15 protein-coding genes and 1 tRNA gene are annotated in these 17,490 nt (G+C 71.4%); 8 read left to right on the forward strand and 8 right to left on the reverse strand.

What is annotated here, in order from left to right; genetic code table 11:
* Positions 1-15: 15 nt before the first annotated feature.
* The 5 genes from CKO43_RS16220 to CKO43_RS16240 all read left to right on the forward strand — a co-directional run bounded on the left by CKO43_RS16220 (position 16) and on the right by CKO43_RS16240 (position 6,704).
* A complete protein-coding gene (locus CKO43_RS16220; protein WP_200227973.1) occupies positions 16-1,308 on the forward strand; it encodes an MFS transporter in 1,293 nt (430 codons plus the stop codon).
* Between the two features lie 548 nt (positions 1,309-1,856).
* A complete protein-coding gene (locus tag CKO43_RS16225; protein WP_200227975.1) occupies positions 1,857-2,771 on the forward strand; it encodes a 3-hydroxyacyl-CoA dehydrogenase family protein in 915 nt (304 codons plus the stop codon).
* A 148-nt stretch (positions 2,772-2,919) separates the two neighbouring features.
* Positions 2,920-4,245, forward strand: a complete 1,326-nt coding sequence (locus tag CKO43_RS16230) for an outer membrane beta-barrel protein (protein ID WP_200379245.1) — start codon at positions 2,920-2,922, stop codon at positions 4,243-4,245.
* 124 nt (positions 4,246-4,369) lie between these two features.
* The gene (locus CKO43_RS16235; protein WP_200227979.1) at positions 4,370-5,617 is read left to right on the forward strand and encodes an MFS transporter; all 1,248 of its coding nucleotides are present in this window, start codon (positions 4,370-4,372) and stop codon (positions 5,615-5,617) included.
* 70 nt (positions 5,618-5,687) lie between these two features.
* Positions 5,688-6,704, forward strand: a complete 1,017-nt coding sequence (locus CKO43_RS16240) for an amidohydrolase family protein (RefSeq protein WP_200379246.1) — start codon at positions 5,688-5,690, stop codon at positions 6,702-6,704.
* A 1-nt stretch (position 6,705) separates the two neighbouring features.
* Here CKO43_RS16240 and CKO43_RS16245 read toward each other — a convergent pair whose 3' ends face one another.
* From CKO43_RS16245 to CKO43_RS16255, 3 genes are read right to left on the reverse strand one after another with little or no spacing between them, the layout of a single operon-like run.
* A complete protein-coding gene (locus CKO43_RS16245; protein WP_200379247.1) occupies positions 6,706-8,019 on the reverse strand; it encodes a sensor histidine kinase in 1,314 nt (437 codons plus the stop codon).
* Positions 8,003-8,680: a response regulator gene (locus CKO43_RS16250; RefSeq protein ID WP_200379248.1), complete on the reverse strand. Its 678-nt coding sequence runs from the start codon at positions 8,678-8,680 to the stop codon at positions 8,003-8,005. The genes CKO43_RS16245 and CKO43_RS16250 overlap by 17 nt, the downstream gene beginning before the upstream one ends.
* Positions 8,681-8,684: 4 nt before the next feature.
* On the reverse strand, positions 8,685-9,383 hold the full coding sequence (locus tag CKO43_RS16255) for a PepSY domain-containing protein (protein ID WP_200379249.1): 699 nt from the start codon (positions 9,381-9,383) through the stop codon (positions 8,685-8,687).
* A 126-nt stretch (positions 9,384-9,509) separates the two neighbouring features.
* Here CKO43_RS16255 and CKO43_RS16260 point away from each other — a divergent pair, with 126 nt between their 5' ends.
* Positions 9,510-10,688: a DUF5666 domain-containing protein gene (locus CKO43_RS16260; protein ID WP_200379250.1), complete on the forward strand. Its 1,179-nt coding sequence runs from the start codon at positions 9,510-9,512 to the stop codon at positions 10,686-10,688.
* A gap of 88 nt (positions 10,689-10,776) precedes the next feature.
* Here CKO43_RS16260 and CKO43_RS16265 read toward each other — a convergent pair.
* A tRNA-Arg gene (locus CKO43_RS16265) sits at positions 10,777-10,851 on the reverse strand.
* Positions 10,852-10,966: 115 nt separating this feature from the next.
* Here CKO43_RS16265 and CKO43_RS16270 point away from each other — a divergent pair.
* Entirely contained in the window at positions 10,967-11,494 is a 528-nt protein-coding gene (locus tag CKO43_RS16270; RefSeq protein WP_200227991.1) for a c-type cytochrome, read from the forward strand.
* Positions 11,495-11,528: 34 nt separating this feature from the next.
* On the opposite strand, the gene CKO43_RS16275 is transcribed toward CKO43_RS16270, so the two are convergent.
* The 4 genes from CKO43_RS16275 to purU are packed head-to-tail and all read right to left on the reverse strand — an operon-like array spanning position 11,529 to position 14,413.
* Entirely contained in the window at positions 11,529-12,047 is a 519-nt protein-coding gene (locus CKO43_RS16275) for a DUF2946 family protein (RefSeq protein ID WP_200227993.1), read from the reverse strand.
* A gap of 22 nt (positions 12,048-12,069) precedes the next feature.
* Positions 12,070-13,038, reverse strand: coding sequence for a YheT family hydrolase (locus tag CKO43_RS16280; protein ID WP_200379251.1), 969 nt, complete (start codon positions 13,036-13,038; stop codon positions 12,070-12,072).
* A 26-nt stretch (positions 13,039-13,064) separates the two neighbouring features.
* Positions 13,065-13,517, reverse strand: a complete 453-nt coding sequence (locus CKO43_RS16285; protein WP_200379252.1) for a YybH family protein — start codon at positions 13,515-13,517, stop codon at positions 13,065-13,067.
* 11 nt (positions 13,518-13,528) lie between these two features.
* Complete coding sequence (gene purU / locus CKO43_RS16290) at positions 13,529-14,413, reverse strand: formyltetrahydrofolate deformylase (RefSeq protein WP_200228000.1); 885 nt, start codon at positions 14,411-14,413, stop codon at positions 13,529-13,531.
* A 141-nt stretch (positions 14,414-14,554) separates the two neighbouring features.
* Here purU and CKO43_RS16295 point away from each other — a divergent pair.
* On the forward strand, positions 14,555-17,490 hold a 2,936-nt coding region (locus tag CKO43_RS16295), incomplete at its 3' end, for a response regulator (RefSeq protein WP_200379253.1).

Raw genomic sequence — 17,490 nt, forward strand, 5'->3', positions numbered from 1 at the left:
CCGCGCGAGGTCGCCATGGACAAGACCCTGAGCCTGGCCGGCAGCACGCCGGCCGATCCCGCACGCCGCACCGGCTTCGGTGCGGCCGGCTGGCGCATGATCCTCTTCTCGGTGCTGATGTACTTCGCCTACGCGGGCTGGTGCGTCGACGGCATCAACATCTTCGCCCCGGCGCTGGCGGCGAAGAACGGCTGGACCACCGGCCAGGTGCTGACGCTGGTGACCCCCGGCGCGCTGTTCGGCGTCGTCGGCTCGGCGGTCTTCGGCCAGGTGCTGATCAAGAAGGGCCCGCGCTGGGTGATGAGCTTCTGTGCCGCGTGCACGGCGGTGGCGGTGTTCTGGTTCGGGCGCATCACGACGCTGTGGGAGTTCACGGCGGTGTTCATCGTCATGAACTTCTTCGCTGCGGGCTTCGGCTTCATCGCCCCGGGCGCGCTGATGAACTACTGGTTCCCGCGCCGCAAAGGCATGGCGCTGGCGATCGCGACCTCGGGCTACCCGCTGGCCACGGCGCTGTTCGTGCCGCTGATCGCGGTGATGTTCAACACCGTGGGCATCGGCGCGTCCACCGCCATCTGGGCCGGCGTCTTCCTGCTGCTGGCTGCCGCGGCCTGGCTGGTGATCCGCGATACGCCCGAGGAGATCGGCTGCTTCCCCGACAACGACCCCCAGGTCGACCGGGCGCGCCTGGACGAGATGGCCGGCTACGTCAGCCCGCTCACCGTACGCCGGCTGCTGAAGGACCGCGACATGTGGCTCATCAGCGTCGGCTGGGGCTGTCTGTGGATGGTCACGGTGGGCATCGTCGTGCAGCTGATTCCGCGCCTGATGGAGCTCGGCTACGACGAGCCGCAGGCGCTGGGCTTCCTGTCGGGCGCGGCGCTCTGCGCGCTGCCAGGGGGGCTGATGTGGGGCTGGCTGGACCAGAAGTTCGGCACCAAGGTCGCCAGCGCGATCTACGGCGCGATGTACATCGTCACGCTGGTCCTGCTCATCACGCAGACCCACAGCCCGGTGATGACCTTCCTGACCATCGTGCTCGTCGGCGCCGGGCTGGGCGGCATCAAGAACCTGATCACGTCGATGGTCGGCTCGGTGTACGGCCGCTACGACTTCACCGCCGCCTATCGCATCGTGATCCCGCTGGCGATCATCGTGCGCACGCTCTGCTTCCCGATCATGGGCCTGTGCATGCAGGAGTTCCACACGCTCAGCGCGGCCTACCTCGTGTTCATCGGCGTCGACGTTCTCGCCGTCGTGCTGGTGCTGCTGACGACCAGCCGCTGCAAGGGCAAGACGCTCGGCTGAGCGCCTCCCTCCCCGCCGACAGGCCGCCCGAGGGCGGCTCTTTTTTGCCTTCGGCGAGCGTGTTCACAGCCCCCCGCGTGAGCGCAAGCGTCATTTCGCCAGGCGCGAATCCAGCTTTGCGGCAGATCAAAAACGCAATGTCAACCGCTGACAATTCGCGCCCGAACGGCGCCGCCTGCGGCGATATCGTCTGCCCGTCCCGAATAAATCCAGAGAAGTAATTTTCGGCGCTCGAAATAACCGGGCGCGGGCTAAGCGATCGAGATGGCTGTGGCAATCAGGAAAACCCTCTGTTTGAGTATCGAACGCGGTTTGCGTGGCGCTACCTCGATGGATTCCTGTGGCTTTGCCTGCGCGCCCGAAATATTCATTCCGGGTTTTCCATCGGGTATCTCGGCGGCCACTCTGGAGACCCGGAGGTGGATTCCGGGGCGTGCTCACCGCGTCCTGCCGGCAAGGGCGCCGAAGCTTCAGTGCCGGACCACGCCAGGCGTGGTCCGGCCGCAGACCTGCCCGCCCGACGCGGGCCACGAAGAGGAGTTGCAGACATGAACGAGAAGGCACAGATCGCCGTCATCGGCGCCGGGTTGATGGGTCACGGCATCGCCCAGGTTTTTGCCCAGGCGGGCCACCGGGTGACGGTGCACGACGCCTCGGCGCAGGCGCTGGCGACGCTGCGCGAGCGCATCGCCCGCAATCTCGTCGACCTGGGGCAGGACCCGGCGGCCGCCGAACGGGTGTTCCCGTGCGCGACGCTGGCCGAATGCGTGGCCACGGCCGACGCCGTCGTCGAATGCGGCCCGGAGAACCTGGCCTTCAAGCGCGAGCTGTTCGCGCGGCTCGAGGAGCTGTGCCCGGCGCACACGCTGCTGGCCAGCAACACCTCGGTGATGCCGATCACGTCGATCATGCGCGGCCTGCGCAGCGGCCACCGCGCGATGGGCACCCACTGGTGGAACCCGCCGTATCTGGTGCCGCTGGTCGAGGTCATCAAGACGCCCGAGACCGACCCGGCGCTGGCGCAGCAGATGTTCGATCTGCTCGCCGCCTGCGGCAAGACGCCGGCGATGGTCGAGAAGGACGTGCCCGGCTTCATCGGCAACCGCCTGCAGCACGCGCTGTGGCGCGAGGCGGTGGCCATCGTCGCCGAAGGCATCTGCGACGCCGAGACGGTGGACACCGTCGTCAAGGCAAGTTTCGGCCGGCGCCTGCCGGTGCTCGGGCCGCTGGAGAACGCGGACCTGGTCGGCACCGACCTGACGCTGGCGATCCACGAGACGGTGCTGCCGGCGATCAACGCCGAAGCCGGGCCGTCACCGTACCTGAGGCAGCTCGTCGCCGACGGCCGGCTCGGCATGAAGAGCGGCGAAGGATTCCGCCGCTGGACGCCCGAGCAACAGGCCGAACTGCGCGAGCGCGTGCTTAACCACCTGAAGGCCATGAACCACGCCGAGGAACGCTGACCGCCTGACGAGTGATGCCACGGAGCAGACCGCAGACGACAGCCCACGAGCGTTTCTCCCCGAGCCGGTGCCGGCCTGAAGGTGGTCCGAAAGGACGTCGTTCGAGCGCCGCGGGGAACTACACGACAGCGAGAAGAGGTAGACGATCATGAAATTCCCCCACGCGCTCATCGCCGGAGCTGCCCTGGCCTCCTTGGCCGGTGCCGCGGCCGCGGCCGACGGCCGCTACGAGTTGTTCGATGGCCTCGAGGCGAAGACCGGCTTCAAGGCCTACGGTTACCTGTGGGTCGGCTTCTCCAGCAACGACACGACGACGCACGACCAGGCGACCAAGGGCCACAGCAACGGCCCGATTGCCGGCCCGTCCGATGAAGGCCTCCAGCTGAACGCACTTCAACTGGTCCTGGAGCGCAACATCAAGAGCAACATCGTGCCGCGCTTCACGCCGCTGCCGGGCCCGATGCCGCAGCAGTTCTCCTGGGGGCTGCACTTCGAGGGCACCTACGGCCGCAACGGCCTGCCGGCGCAGATGCAAGGCATCGAGACGAACTGGGGGATCAACGAGACCACCGAGGGCACGACGGCCGGCACCAACCGCCAGAACTACCTGTCGCTCGGCCAGGTCTACGGCCAGATGTACTTCCCGGTGCTCAAGGGCGCCACGCTGCAGATCGGCCGCTTCGGCTCGGGCATCGGCTACGAAGCGCCGACCAACCACACCTACACGCCGAACTTCTTCTACTCGCGCAGCTACAGCTTCCTGTCGTCGCCCGACCAGGTCGCCGGCGCGCTGGGCTCGGTGAACCTGATGAACGGCGACTACGGCCTGGTGATGGCCGAACTCGGCGTCGTCCAGGGGCGCCAGAACTGGCAGGACAACAACGACTCCAAGAGCGTCATCGGCTACCTGCACTGGCGCAGCCCGGACATGAAGTACTCGCTGGACTACGGCTTCATGCGCGGCAACGAGCAGAACGACCCGGGCGAGCACGTGCAGGCGCCGACCGCACGCGTGATCTCCCCGCGTGACCAGCTGCGCCAGCACCATTCGCTGAGCGCCTGGTGGCGCCCGGACCAGACCTGGGCGCTGCACGCCGAGGCGCTGCACGGTCGCCAGGACGGCGACGGCAAGGCCGGCACGATCGACATCCTCGACGGCAACTTCTACAAGGGCGGCTCGTACACCGGCTACAACGCCGAGGTCCGCTACCGCACGTCGCCGACGATGCAGTGGGGCCTGCGCGCCGAGACCTTCGACGACCCGAAGGGTGTCGCGCTGTTCCCGCTGTCGGCTGCCAAGGGCCGCTTCAACGCCGTCACCGCCGGCTTGCGCTATCAGCTCACGCCCAACGTGCTGCTGCGCCCCGAACTGCGCTACGACTGGCAGGACAAGCAAGGCGCGCTGAAGGCCTTCGGCGGCGGCTCGGAGACGCAGCAGGCGACGGTCTCGGTCGACGCGCTGTTCTACTTCTGACGCTTCCAAGCGCCTGATACAACGAAACGCGTCCGGCCTTGCAGCCGGCGTGGCGGATGGGAGCGGCGCGCTGGCGTCGCATCCCCCGCCGCAGCCGCCATGCGCCGGCGCAGTGGAGTCTCCAATGGAAAAACGTTTCGCGAACCCCTGGTGGGTCGTGTTCGGGTCGATCTTCGGCCTGATCGTCGGCAACGGGCCGATCATGCAGTTCACGTTCGGCGTCTTCCTGAAGCCGATCACACAGGAGTTCGGCTGGGAGCGTTCGACGACGTCCACCGCGCTCGTCGTCGGCCTGCTGGGGACGGGGCTGTGCGTGCCGATCGCCGGCCGCCTGATGGACAAGTACGGCGTGCGCGCCGTGACGCTGCCGTCGATCACCGCCTTCGCGCTGGCGATGATCGCGCTGGCGTTCTTCGCCAACTCGCCGATGGCCTTCGTCATCATTTACGCGCTGATGGGCATGGCGGCGGCCGGCCAGACGCCGATGCCTTATTCGAAGGCGATCACGGCCGCATTCGACGACAAGCGCGGCCTGGCGCTGGGCATCGCGATGGCGGGTGTCGGCATCGGCGCGGCGCTGGTGCCGCAGATCGCGCAGTACCTGGTGACGAACTACGGCTGGCGCGGCGCCTACGTCGGCCTGGCGGCACTGACCTTCTGCCTCGCCTTCCCGGCGGTGGCGCTGTTCGTCAACACCGAGCCAGCCGTCAAACACGGCAGCGCCGGTGCGCCGATCGCCCGTCCGGGCCTGACCGGCGCCCAAGCGCTGCGCACCGGCAAGTTCTGGGCGCTGGCGGTGGCGTTCTTCAGCGTCGCGATGGCCTCCAACGGCACCATCGGCCACATCGTGCCGCTGCTGACCGACCGCGGCTTCTCGCCCCAGATCGCCGCCGGTGCGATGACCTTCGCCGGCGTTGCGCTGGTGGCCGGGCGTTTCGTCGCCGGCTACCTGCTGGACCGCATCTTCGCGCCCTACGTCGCCACCTTCTTCTTCGTCATCCCGCTGGGCGGCATCGCGCTGCTGCTGATGGCACCGGGGCAGATGACGGCGACGATCGCGGTCGTGATGATCGGCCTGGGCCTGGGCGCCGAGGTCGACCTGATCGCCTACCTGGTGTCGCGCTACCTGGGCATGCGCAGCTTCGGCGAGATCTACGGCTACCTGTTCATGATCTTCATGCTCGGCAACGCCGTCGGCCCGTTCCTGATGGGCGTCTCGTTCGGCATGGGTGGCTACGAGACCTGCCTCGCCGGCTTCGTCGTCGCGCTCGTGATCGCCAGCGGCCTGGTGCTGCGCCTGGGCACCTACGCCTTCCCGCCCGAACGCCGCGGCCCGCCGCCGAGCCAGGGCGCCAAACCGGCCATCGCCTGATCGGCCAGGCGCGGGGCCGCAGCCGGCTCCGCGCCTATTTCCATCGAACACCGCAAGACAAGGAATCGAAATGTCGTACCGCCGCATCGCGCTGGAGGAAGCCTTCGTCACCCAGGACATCGCCGACGAATGGGCCAAGGTGCTGTCGCACCGCAACGTCGAGCCGGGTTTCCGCAAGATGGGCGAGAGCATCCTCGCCAACACGCCCGGCAACCAGCAGCTGCACCACCGGCTGCTGGACCTGGGCGCCGGCCGCATCGCCCACATGGACGAGACCGGCATCGACGTCCAGGTGCTGTCGCTGACCTCGCCCGGCGTGCAGGTCTTCGACGCCGTCACCGCCACGCTGCTGGCCGCCGAGTCCAACGACGTCCTGGCCGACGCCGTGCGCCGCCACCCGACACGTTTCGTCGGCCTGGCCGCCGTCGCGCCGCAGTACCCGGCCGGGGCCGCGCTCGAGGTCGAGCGTGCGGTGAAGACGCTGGGCCTGTCGGGGCTGATCATCAACTCGCACACGATGGGCGAGTACCTCGACGACCCGAAGTACTGGGAGATCCTGGAAGCGGCCGAAGCCGCCGACGTGCCGATCTACCTGCACCCGCGCGAGCCGGCGCCGAGCCAGGTCACGCCCTATCTCGACTACGGCCTGTACTTCGCCGGCTGGGGCTTCGCCATCGAGTGCGGCCTGCACGCGATGCGGCTGATCATGAGCGGTGTCTTCGACCGCTTCCCGCGGCTGCGCATCATCCTCGGCCACATGGGCGAAGGCATCCCGTACTGGTTGAAGCGCATCGACAACCGCTACGAGCTGCAGGTGAAGATCGGCGCGGTGCCCAGGATGGCGCGCAAGCCCAGCGAGTACTTCCGCGATCACTTCGTCGTCACGACCTCGGGCATGACCGACCCCGACATCCTCGAGCTGTGCCTGTCGCAGCTGGGTGTCGAGCGGGTGCTGTTCGCCGCCGACTACCCCTACGAGTCGATTGCCGAGCACGTCGAGTTCCTCGACAACGCGCCGATCACGCCGGCCGAGCGCCAGGCGATCTACGAAGACAACGCCTGCCGGGTGCTGAAGATCGCGCGCTGAGTCACAGCGCCAGCCGGCAGCGCAGCCCGCCGAGCGCGCCGGCCTCCAGCGCCAGCGTGCCGCCGTAAGTGGCGGCGAGGTCGTCCACGATCGCCAGCCCCAGGCCGCTGCCGGCGACACTCTCGTCGAAGCGGCGGCCACGCTGGCCGGCCTCGGCGATCTGCCCGGCCGACAGGCCGGGGCCGTCGTCCTCGACCGTCAGCACGATGCGCTCGCCGTCGCGGGCGCAGCGCACGCGCACCCGGGCCGCGGCCCACTTGCCGGCGTTGTCCAGCAGGTTGCCGGCCATCTCCTCCAGGTCGCCGGCGGCGCCGGCCCAGCGCAGGCCGGGTTCGAGTTCGACGTCCCACTCGAGCGCCCGCGCGGCATGCAGGTGGCGCACCAGCGCGAGCACGCCGTCGAGCACCGGCGCGACTTCGATGCGCCCGGCGCCGCCGGCGCCGCTGGCCGAGCGCACCAGGTGGCGGTCGATCAGCGCCGCCATCGAGTGCAGCTGTTGCTGCACCGCGCCGGCGTCGACCGCCGGCGCCTGGGCCGCGGCCGACAGCAGCGCCAGCGGCTTCTTCAGCGCATGGCCGAGGTCGGCCGCGTGGTGGCGCGAACGTTCGACGATCTGCGCGTTGCGCTGCAGCACCGCGTCCATCTCGCGCGCCAGCGGCGCCAGGTCGGGGCCGAAGTCCTCGCCCAGCTGGCCCGCGTCGCCGGCGCGCACACGCCCGAGCGCGGCCTGCAGCCGCCGCACCGGCGCCAGGCCGACCCGCGCCTGCAGCACTGCGAGCCCGCCGAGCAGCGCCGTCAGCCCCAGCGGCAGCGCCAGCAGCACGCGGCGTATGCGTTCGATCTCGGCGTCGCTCTCGGCCGCCGGTGCCCAGACCTGCAGCGTGCGCGGGGCCTCGCCCGCCAGCTCCAGCGCTGTCGCCAGGCCCCATAGCGGCTCGCCGCGCGGGCCCCGGGCGCGTGCCAGCGGCGGCCGCGCCTGCGCCGGGTCGGCGCTGATGCCGCCGTCCCACAAGGAGCGTGAACGTGGCGCGCCGGCATCCTCGCCCAGCTGCCAGTACCAGCCCGAGAAAATGGTCTCGAACTCGGCCCCGGCGGCGACGCCGCCCAGCGGCCGGCCGCGCTCCTGCGCCGCGCGCAGCTCGGCGGCGACGCGTTCGGCACGCTGCAGCAACCCCTGTTCGACGCTGCGCAGCACCACCTCCTGCAGGCTGCGCTGCAGCACGACGCTGGCGGCGACGCCGGCCAGCAGCGCCGACAGCACGCCGAGCGCGATCAGGCGCGCGGCCAGGCCGAAACGGTCAGTCCTCGGCGCCATCGTCCTCGGCCGCCAGGCGCCAGCCGCGGCCGCGTTCGGTGTGCACCAGCGGCCGGCCGAGCTTGCGCCGGATGCGGCCGACGAGCACGTCCAGCGTGTTCGAGTCGGGGTCGGTGTCGCGTGCGTAGACGTGTTCGGCCAGTTCGGCGCGCGACACCACCGCGCCCTGGCGGTGCATCAGGTGGGCGAGGATGCGGTGCTCCTGCGCCGTCAGTGCGAGCGTGCGGCCGTCGAGCGTGAAACGCTGCGAGGTCGTGTCCAGCGCCAGCGCGCCGGCGCGCAGCTGGGCATCGGGCCGGCCCCAGGCGCGGCGGCGCAGCACACGCAGCCGCAGCACCACCTCGTCGTGCAGAAAGGGTTTGGTCAGGTAGTCGTCGGCACCGGCCTCGAAGGCCTGCAGCTTGTCGCTCCAGCGCCCGCGCGCCGTCAGCACCAGCACCGGGAAGGCGGCCTGCTGCTCGCGCCAGTGGCGCAGCACGCCGACGCCGTCCAGCCCGGGCAGGCCGAGGTCGAGCACCGCGGCGTCGTAGCCTTCGGTGGCGCCCAGGAACGCGGCCTGCTGGCCGTCGGCGCAGTGTTCGGCCAGCATGCCGGCGGCCTGCAGCGTCTCGCACAGCGCGCGGCCCAGCGCCGGGTCGTCCTCGACGACGAGCACACGCACCGCTTCAGGACTCCGTGCGCAGCACCTGGGCGCTGACCGGGTCGACGTTGACCTCGATGCCGCGGCCGCCGGGCAGCTGCAGCTCGATCTCGTAATAGGCGCCGCGGCGCGTGTCGTACTTGATCTCGACCTCGACCGCGCGTGCGCCGTAGCGGCGCTCGACGCTCTCGACCAGCACCGGCAGCGGCTTGGCGCCGGCCGGCAACCGGGCCGGGCGCGCCGCCTGCTCGACGATGCGGCCGCTGGCAGCGTCGACCAGCACCCGCTGCTCGCTGCCGTCGGCGCGTTCCACCGTCACCTCCCACACCGGGCCGGCACCGGCGCGGCGTTCGAGCTCGGCGTGCAGCACCGTGCCCGGGTGGCGCTCGGCGACGCGGCGCAGCACCTCGGCCATCGGCCGCATCGCAGTGCCGGCCAGGCGCGGGTCGATCTCGGCGCCGGTGGCCGGGTCGACGTAGATCTCGAGCCGGTGGCCGTCCTTGTGCAGCAGCGTGATCTCGTACCAGGAGCGGCCGAGTTCGTCGCTCTCGAGTTCGACGTCGAGCACGCGGCCGGCGTGCTGGTTCTGCACGCGCGCCAGGATCTCGGCCAGGGGCTTCATCGTGCCCGTCTGCACACCGCGGCGCACGCTGTCCTGGTCGGCCGCGGCAGCGAAGGCGGCGACGGCGAGAACGGTCGACAGCAACATCCGGGACACACGCATCGTGCGGCGATGGTAGGGCCTGGCGTCTGAACGGCGCATGAACGGCCGGTTCACCGCCGGTTCAAGCCGGCTTCGAAGAATGACTCGGGTTGGCAGCGCGGCTGCCCCAACCCGATGGAGTCGACGATGAACCAGCAGCACACCTCTTCCTTCAAACACTGGCGCCCGGCGCTGGCCGTGCTCGCCGTCGCGGCGCTGGCCGCCTGCGGCGGTGGCGGCGGCAGCGACGACGATGTCGCCGCCGGCGATACCGGGGTGTTCGCCAGCGGCGTGATCCACGGTTTTGGCTCGGTCGTCGTCAACGGCGTGCGTTACGACGACAGCAGCGCCGTCGTGCGCACCGAAGGCGGCGAGGCCGCTGCCAGCGACGATCTGCGTCTGGGCATGGTGGTCGACATCGAGGCCCAGGCCGCCAGCACGGCGACGGCGGCCACCGCCACCAGCATCGTCGTGCGCAGCGAGGTCGAAGGCCCGGTGACGGCACTCGACGCCGCCGCCGGCACGCTGACGGTGCTGGGCCAGGCGGTCACGGTCAACGCCGCCACCGTCTGGGAGGACGCCAGGCTGTCGACGCTGGCCGTCGGCGACATCGTCGAGGTCCACGGCCTGCGCGACGCCGACGGCGTCATCGTCGCCTCGCGCATCGACCGCGAGGACGGCGACGAGGACGATTACGACCTGCGTGGCACGGTCGCCGCCGCCGACGCGGCGGCCGGCACGCTTCGCATCGGCGCGCTGGACATCTCCTGGGGCGGCGCCTGGCCGGCCGCGCTGGCCGCCGGCAGCACGGTGCGCGTGACGCTGGCGACCGCGCCCGCCGCCGGCGGCGCCTGGCCGGCGCTGTCGCTGCGTGTGCTGGACACGAGCGCCGGCGCCACCGACGGCGTGCGTGCCGAACTCGAGGGGCTGGTGACGGCGTACACGAGCGCCGCCAGCTTCCGCGTCGCCGGTGTCGCCGTCGACGCTTCCGGGCTGGCGGGCCTGCCCGCGGGCCTGGCCGCCGGCGTGCGGGTCGAAGTCGAGGGCGTGTTCGCGGGCGGCACGCTGCGCGCCACGAAGGTCGAGATCGAGCACGACGCCGACCGCGGCGACGACGACGGCCTGGAGATCAGCGCTGCGATCGAGGCGCTGGATGCGACGGCGAAGACGCTCGTGCTGCGCGGCGTCACGGTCGACTGGTCGGGCGCACGTTTCGAGGACGGCAGCGCGGCGCAGCTGGCGGTGGGCACGCGCATCGAGGTCCAGGGCGTGCTGGGCGCCGACGGCAGCACGCTGGTGGCGGCCGAAGTGGACTTCGAGCGCTGACGGCGCCTGCGAAGCGCGCAAAGCAAAACGGCTGCCGGGAGGCAGCCGTTTTCGTGCGAGGGGTTTTGGCCCGTCGGGCCCGGTGACCTGGTGCGACCGGCAAGAATCGAACTTGCGACGTGGCCTTCGGAGGGCCGCATGATATCCACTTCACCACGGTCGCCAGGGTTGCCGGCATTCTAGCCTGCGCCGACTGGTCCCGCCCCAGCCGCCGCCAAGGCTCGGTCGTGGTTGACGACAATCAAGAGCTGGGCCCAGGCCGAGCCGAAGAGAAACGCATGACCGACGATCACGACACCCCGGCGGCCGAAGGCCCGATCAAGACGCCCAAACAACTGGCCGCGACCGTTGTCGCCGCCTTCCTGGTGCCGATCACGCTGTTGCTGCTCGTCGCAGGCTACTTCGGCGCCCAGCCGCGCACCGGTGCCGGCAGCGACGCCTTCGACGAGCACGCGGTGGCGCTGCGGCTGCAGCCGGTGGGCCGGGTTGCGCTGCGTGACGCGCCGGCCGGCAACGCCGAGCCGCGCACCGGCGAACAGGTCTACCAGGCCGTCTGCGGCGCCTGCCACACCAACGGCACGCTGGGCGCGCCCAAACACGGCGACAAGGCGGCCTGGGCGCCGCGCATCGCCCAGGGTTTCGACGCGCTGCTGCACTCGGCGCTGAAGGGCAAGAACGCGATGCCGCCGCAGGGCGGCGGCGCGACCTCCGACTACGAGATCGCACGTGCCGTGGTCTACATGGCCAACGACGGCGGCGCCAAGTTCGCCGAACCGCCGGCACCGGCTGCCAGCGCGGCGAACTGAGCGCGGTGCAGCGACGCGGCTGCCGCCGGCGTCTTCAGGCCGGCTGCGGCTGGAGCCGGTAGCCGAAGCGCTCCGGCATCGCCGCGAACGCCAGCTCCTCGGGCTGCCAGATGCCGGCCTCGACGGCATCGGCCGCGTGCCCGGTGTCCAGCGTGTGCACCAGGCCGAAACCGATGTCGCTGTCCAGGAAGAGCCGGCCGTGTTCGTCCAGCCAGGCGCTGCGCGCCTGCGCCGGCAGGCCGGTGTGGGTGTGCAGCGCCAGCGCCGCGTCCAGGCGCCAGACCCAGGGCGCGGCTTCGAGCTCGACGTAAACGCGCTGCGGCCCGTTCTGGAAGAACCAGGCGCCGTGTTCGTCGTGGCCGTAGTTGCGTTCGATGAAGCTGCGCAGCTTGTCGTGCTCGATGCGGCTGCCCTTGATGCGCGGGAACGGGCCGGCGGCCTGCACGCGTTCGTCGCGCATGTACCAGTCGCCGCGTGCGTCCAGCGCCAGCCAGCCCCAGCAGTGCGGCACGTCGGGCCATTTGCGCAGCGCCGCCTTGACGATCTCGTCCATCGCCCGACCTTAGCCCAGTGCTTCAGCCGGCGTGCCGCAGCCAGCCGAGCACCGCGTCGGCGAAGGGGCGTACGTCGCCCGGGAAGGGCCCGCGCGGAAAGCCGACATGGCCGCCTTCGGCCGGCTGCCACAGCGTCACGTGGGCACCGACCTCGGCCGCGCCGGGCAGCGAGTCACCGGGCACGAAGGGGTCGTTGCGGGCGTTGAACACCAGCGTCGGCACCCGGATCGTGTGCAGCAGCGGTTTCGCCGAGGCTCGGCGCCAGTAGTCGTCGGCACCGGCGAAACCGTGCAGCGGCGCGGTGAAGACGTCGTCGAAGGCCCACAGCGTCGTCGCCCGCAGCAGGCGCTGGCGGTCGAACAGGCCCGGGTGCTGCTGCCACTTGGCGAGCGCACGCGGCTTCATCGTCTGCAGGAAGCGGCGCGCGTAGACGGCGCGGTTGAAGCCGCGGTCGATCGCGCGGCCGGCGGCCGCCAGGTCCAGCGGCGCCGAGACCGCGGCGACGGCGCAGGCGGTGGCGGCAGCCGCCTCGCCCTGCTCCTCGGCCCAGCGCAGCAGCGCGTTGCCGCCGAGCGAGACGCCGGCTGCCAGCAGCGGCCGGCGCTCGCGCGTGCGCAGCCGCTCCAGGATCCAGCCGACCTCCTCGAAGTCGCCCGAGTGGTAGGCGCGCGGCGCCAGGTTGGGCTCGCCCGAGCAGCCGCGGAAATGCGGCACCGTGAACGACCAGCCGGCGGCGCGCGCGGCGAGCGCGAAGGCGAGCGCGTAGCGGCTGGTCGACGAACTCTCCAGGCCGTGGAACAGCACCAGGCGCGGCGCGGCCGGATCGGCGGCGTCGAGGTGGTCGAGGTCGACGAAGTCGGCGTCGGGCGTGCTCCAGCGCTCGCGCCGGTACGGCGGCGCGTCGGCCTGGCGCGGCCGCGCGAACAGCGAGGGCCAGATCGTCTGCAGGTGGCCGCCGGGCAGCCAGGGCGGGGCGCGGTAGTCGTGCATCGCGACGGGGCCGGGGCCCGCAGCTTTCAGTGCAGCGTCGTCGGCACCGGTTCGGGTGCGGGGCGGTCGTCGGGGGCCGCCTGTGTCGCGTGGTGCGCCGCCAGGCGCCAGCCGAGCGCGGTCTTCAGGTAGACGTTGGTCGCCAGCACACGCAGCTCGCTGCGGCCGCGCGCGGTGTCGACCGCGATGCGTTCGACCAGGTGGTGCACGGCGCAGTCGGCGCGCTGCATGCGGTGCAGGGCCTCGGTCAGGATCGGCAGGCCGCCGTCGCCGAGCATGACCTCGTAGCTGGCGCGAATCGCCGCGACGCCGACGACCCGGCCGCCGCCGGGGTGAACGCAGAGCACGTCCTCGTCGTCGACCCACAGCGCCATCACGCGGCCCAGGTCGCCGGCGGCGAGGGCTTCGTAGAACGCGGCCTCGGCCTCGTCGGGTGTCTCGGCGACCGTCGGCGCGGCCGGCAGCTTGTTGCGTGCCATGCGCCTTCGGGTCAGCGGAAGACGACGCTCTTGTGGCCGTTGAGCAGCACCCGGCGCTCGACGTGCCAGCGCACCGCGCGTGCCAGCACGCGCGACTCGATGTCGCGGCCGACGGCGGTGAAGTCTTCGGCCGACAGCGTGTGGTCCACGCGTTCGACGTCCTGCTCGATGATCGGGCCTTCGTCCAGGTCGGCGGTGACGTAGTGCGCGGTCGCGCCGATCAGCTTGACGCCGCGCGCATGCGCCTGGAAGTACGGGCGCGCGCCCTTGAAGCTGGGCAGGAAGCTGTGGTGGATGTTGATCGCCCGGCCGCGCAGCACCTCGCAGAACTCGGGGCTCAGGATCTGCATGTAGCGCGCGAGCACGACGAGGTCGATGCGTTCGCGTTCGATGATGGCCTCGACCTCGCGCTCCTGGGCGCGTTTGGTTTCGGCGCTGCTGCCGCCGATCAGCGGCAGGTGCACGAAGGGGATGCCGTAGCTCTCGGCCAGGCCGACGAAGCTCGTGTGGTTGGAGACGATCGCCGGGATCTCCACCGGCAGCTGCCCGCTCTTCCAGCGGAACAGCAGGTCGTTCAGGCAGTGGCCGTGCTGGCTGACCATCAGCAGCAGACGCGGGCGGCGCGAGACGGCGTGGAAACGCACGTCCATCTGGTGCTGCTCGCGCGTGTGGGCGAACAGCCGGTCCAGCGTCTGCACGTCGGCCAGCTGATCCGGCGCCTCGAAGTGCACGCGCATGAAGAACAGCCCGGTGGCGTCGTCGCCGTCGAGGTCGCCGAACTGCTGCGAATCGATGATGTTGCAACCCGCCTGGTACAGCAGCCCGGAGACGGCGTAGACGATGCCCGTGGTGTCCCGGCACGACAGCGTGAGGACGAACTGGTTTTCAGCAGCCATGCGCCGATTGTAGGGACCGCCTTTGTTCGCCCCTTCGCGGCATCGTTCACGTGCATCCGGCAGTCCACTCCTCAAGCACGGCGAAAAGTGGTCGAATTGATACCGGATGTGCGTTTTTGCGATTTTCCATCTGACAGTCCGATGAAGCTGCGCTCGATCTCGCGCGGCTTCTTCGTGGCCGTGCTGCTCGCCCTGCTGGCCAACCTGCTGGTGTTCCGGCTGCTAGTCATGCCGGCCGAGGACGCGATGCGCCACGCCACCGACGACCGCGAACGTGCGCTCGGTTTCGTCCAGCAGATCGAGTACGAGAACGCGCTGCTCGCCGAGTTCGTGCAGGGTTTCACCGCGCGCCCCGACCGCCCCGGCGACCTGCGCTACCTGACGACCTACTACGAGCTGCTGGCCACGCGCGCCGGGCAGGCGGGCGCGCCGGAACCGGCCGACGCGACGATGTTCTGGCGCAACCGCGTGCTGCAGGGCGAACCGCGCGCGCCGCTGTCGGGCCCGCGCGTGCCGATGCTGCAGCACATGAGCGAGCTGGGTTTCAGCGCCGCCGAACTCGACTCGGCGGCGACGATGCTGGCGGCCGCCGGCCGGCTGCAGCAGGTCGAGAAGGTGGCCTTCGCCGCGACCCAGGGCCTGGTCGACGCCGGCAGCGGCGAGTTCGTCGACGACGGCGTGCCCGAACCCCAGTTCGCCTTCGACCTGGTGCGCTCGGCCGACTACGAGGTCCGGCGCCTGGAGCTGGCGGCCGCGGTCGGCGCGCTGCGCGAGCAGGTGCGCCAGCGCACCGACGCCGCGATCGCCGCCAGCCGCGGCGCGCTGCATGCCGGCATCCAGGCCGGCGTCGGCGTCAACGTCGCGATGGTGGCGATGTTCTATGCCGTCACGCTGATCCTGCGCCGGCGCGTGCTGCTGCCGATCAGCGAGATGAGCGCGGTGGCCGCGCGCATCAGCGGCGGCGACAACGCCGCGCGCACGCGCCTGGGCACACGCGGCGTCGACGAGCTGGTCGCGCTCGGCGCGGCGCTGGACGCGATGGCCAACCGCTTCGAGAGCGAGCTCGCCGCGCGCGAGCGTGCCGGCCGCGAGCTGCAGCTGGCACGCGACGAGGCCGACGAGGCGAACGAGGCCAAGTCGCGTTTCGTGCGCAACATGAGCCACGAGATGCGCACGCCGATGAACACCGTCGTGCTCGGCATGACGCACCTGGCGCTGCAGACCGACCTCACGCCCGAGCAGCGCGGCTACCTCGACAAGGCGCAGGCGGCCTCGCGCATGATGCTGGCGCTGGTCAACGACGTGCTCGACTTCTCCAAGATCGAGGCCGGGCGCATGACGATCGAGGCGGCGCGTTTCTCGGTCGAGGAGGTGGTCGGCCAGGCGATCGAGCTCGTGCGCCAGCCGGCGCAGGAAAAGGAGCTGGAGCTGCTGTGCGACTGGGCCGACCCGTCGCTGCTGGCCGACCGCGGCACGCTGCGCGGCGACGCGCTGCGCATCCAGCAGGTGCTGGTCAACCTGCTGTCGAACGCGGTGAAGTTCACGCCGCGCGGCCAGGTGCGGCTGACGGTGGACAGCGGCCCCGGCCCCGACGCCAGCCAGGTCGAGCTGCGCCTGGTGGTCGAGGACACCGGCATCGGCATGACGCCCGAGCAGGTGCAGGGCCTGTTCCGCGAGTTCATGCAGGCCGACGTCTCGACCACGCGCCACTTCGGCGGCACCGGGCTGGGGCTGGCGATCACACGCCGCCTGGTCGAGCTGATGCACGGCACGGTCGAGGCCAGCAGCCAGCCCGGCGTCGGCAGCCGCTTCCAGGTGCGCCTGCCGCTGCCGCGCGAGCGTGCGGCCGAGGCGTTGGGCGCGCCGCCGGAAGCGGCCACCGCGCGTGTGCTCGTCGTCGACGACCAGCAGGACACGCGGCTGGTGCTGCTGGGCCAGATGCACACGCTGGGCATCGGGGCCGCCGGCCGCATCGCCGGCGCCCGCGACGCCGCCCAGGCGCTGACGCTGGCCGAGGAGGCGGCGCAGGCCGGCCGTCCCTTCGACCGCGTGCTGCTGGACTGGGTGCTGCCCGACGCCGATGGCGCCGCGGTGCTCGAACGGCTGCAGGCGCTGCATGCGGGCACGCGGGTCGCGGTGATCTCGGCCTACGGCAGCGACGAGCTGCGCAGCCGCGTGCGCCGCCTCGGCGCCACCGACTTCATCGCCAAGCCGGTGCTGCCCGAGGACCTGCGGCGGCTGTTCCGCCCCGCCGATGCCGCGCCGCCACCGGTGCCCGCGGCCGGTGGCCTGGGCGGGCTGCGTGTGCTGCTGGTCGAGGACCACCCGCTGAACCAGGAGCTGGCGGCCGCGCTGCTGCGCCGCCGCGGCGCGACGGTGGAGCTGGCCGACAACGGGCTGGCGGCGATCGAGACCCTGAACGCCCGCGGCCCCGAGGCTTTCGACGTCGTGTTGATGGACGTGCAGATGCCGGTGCTCGACGGTCTGGAGGCGACGCGCCAGCTGCGCCGCGACCCGCGTTTCGACGCCTTGCCGGTGCTGGCGATGACGGCGCATGCGCTCGACGAAGAACGCGGCCGCTGCCGCAGCGCCGGCATGCAGGGCCACATCGCCAAACCGCTGGAGATCGGGGTGCTCGAAGCGGCGCTGGCGCCCTATTGCAAGGCGGAGAACGCGGCTCCGGCGCCGCCCGCCCCGGCACCGGCGTCGTTGCCGCCGCTGCCGACGCTGGACACCGCTCGCGCGCTGCGCCAGTTCGACGGCAACGTCGCGCTGTACCGGCGCACGCTGGCGGGGTTCGCGCGCCAGTACGGCGAGGGCATCGCCGGCTGGCACGACGATCTGCAGGCGCTGCGCTGGAGCGAGCTGCGCCGCGCCGCGCACACGCTGCAGGGGCTGGCCGGCACGATAGGCGCGGCGCGGCTGCGCGAGCACGCGCTGGCCCTCGAGCAGGCGGCAGCCGCGGCCGACGCCGCCGGCGCCGCGGCCGCGCTGCCGCCGCTGGCGGAGCTGCTGGCCGAGCTCGTCGCCGAGATCGACTCCGCGCTCGTCGCCCCGCCGCCGTGGCTGGCCGCGAT

Source organism: Rubrivivax gelatinosus (assembly GCF_016583785.1).
Lineage (GTDB): Bacteria > Pseudomonadota > Gammaproteobacteria > Burkholderiales > Burkholderiaceae_C > Rubrivivax > Rubrivivax gelatinosus_B.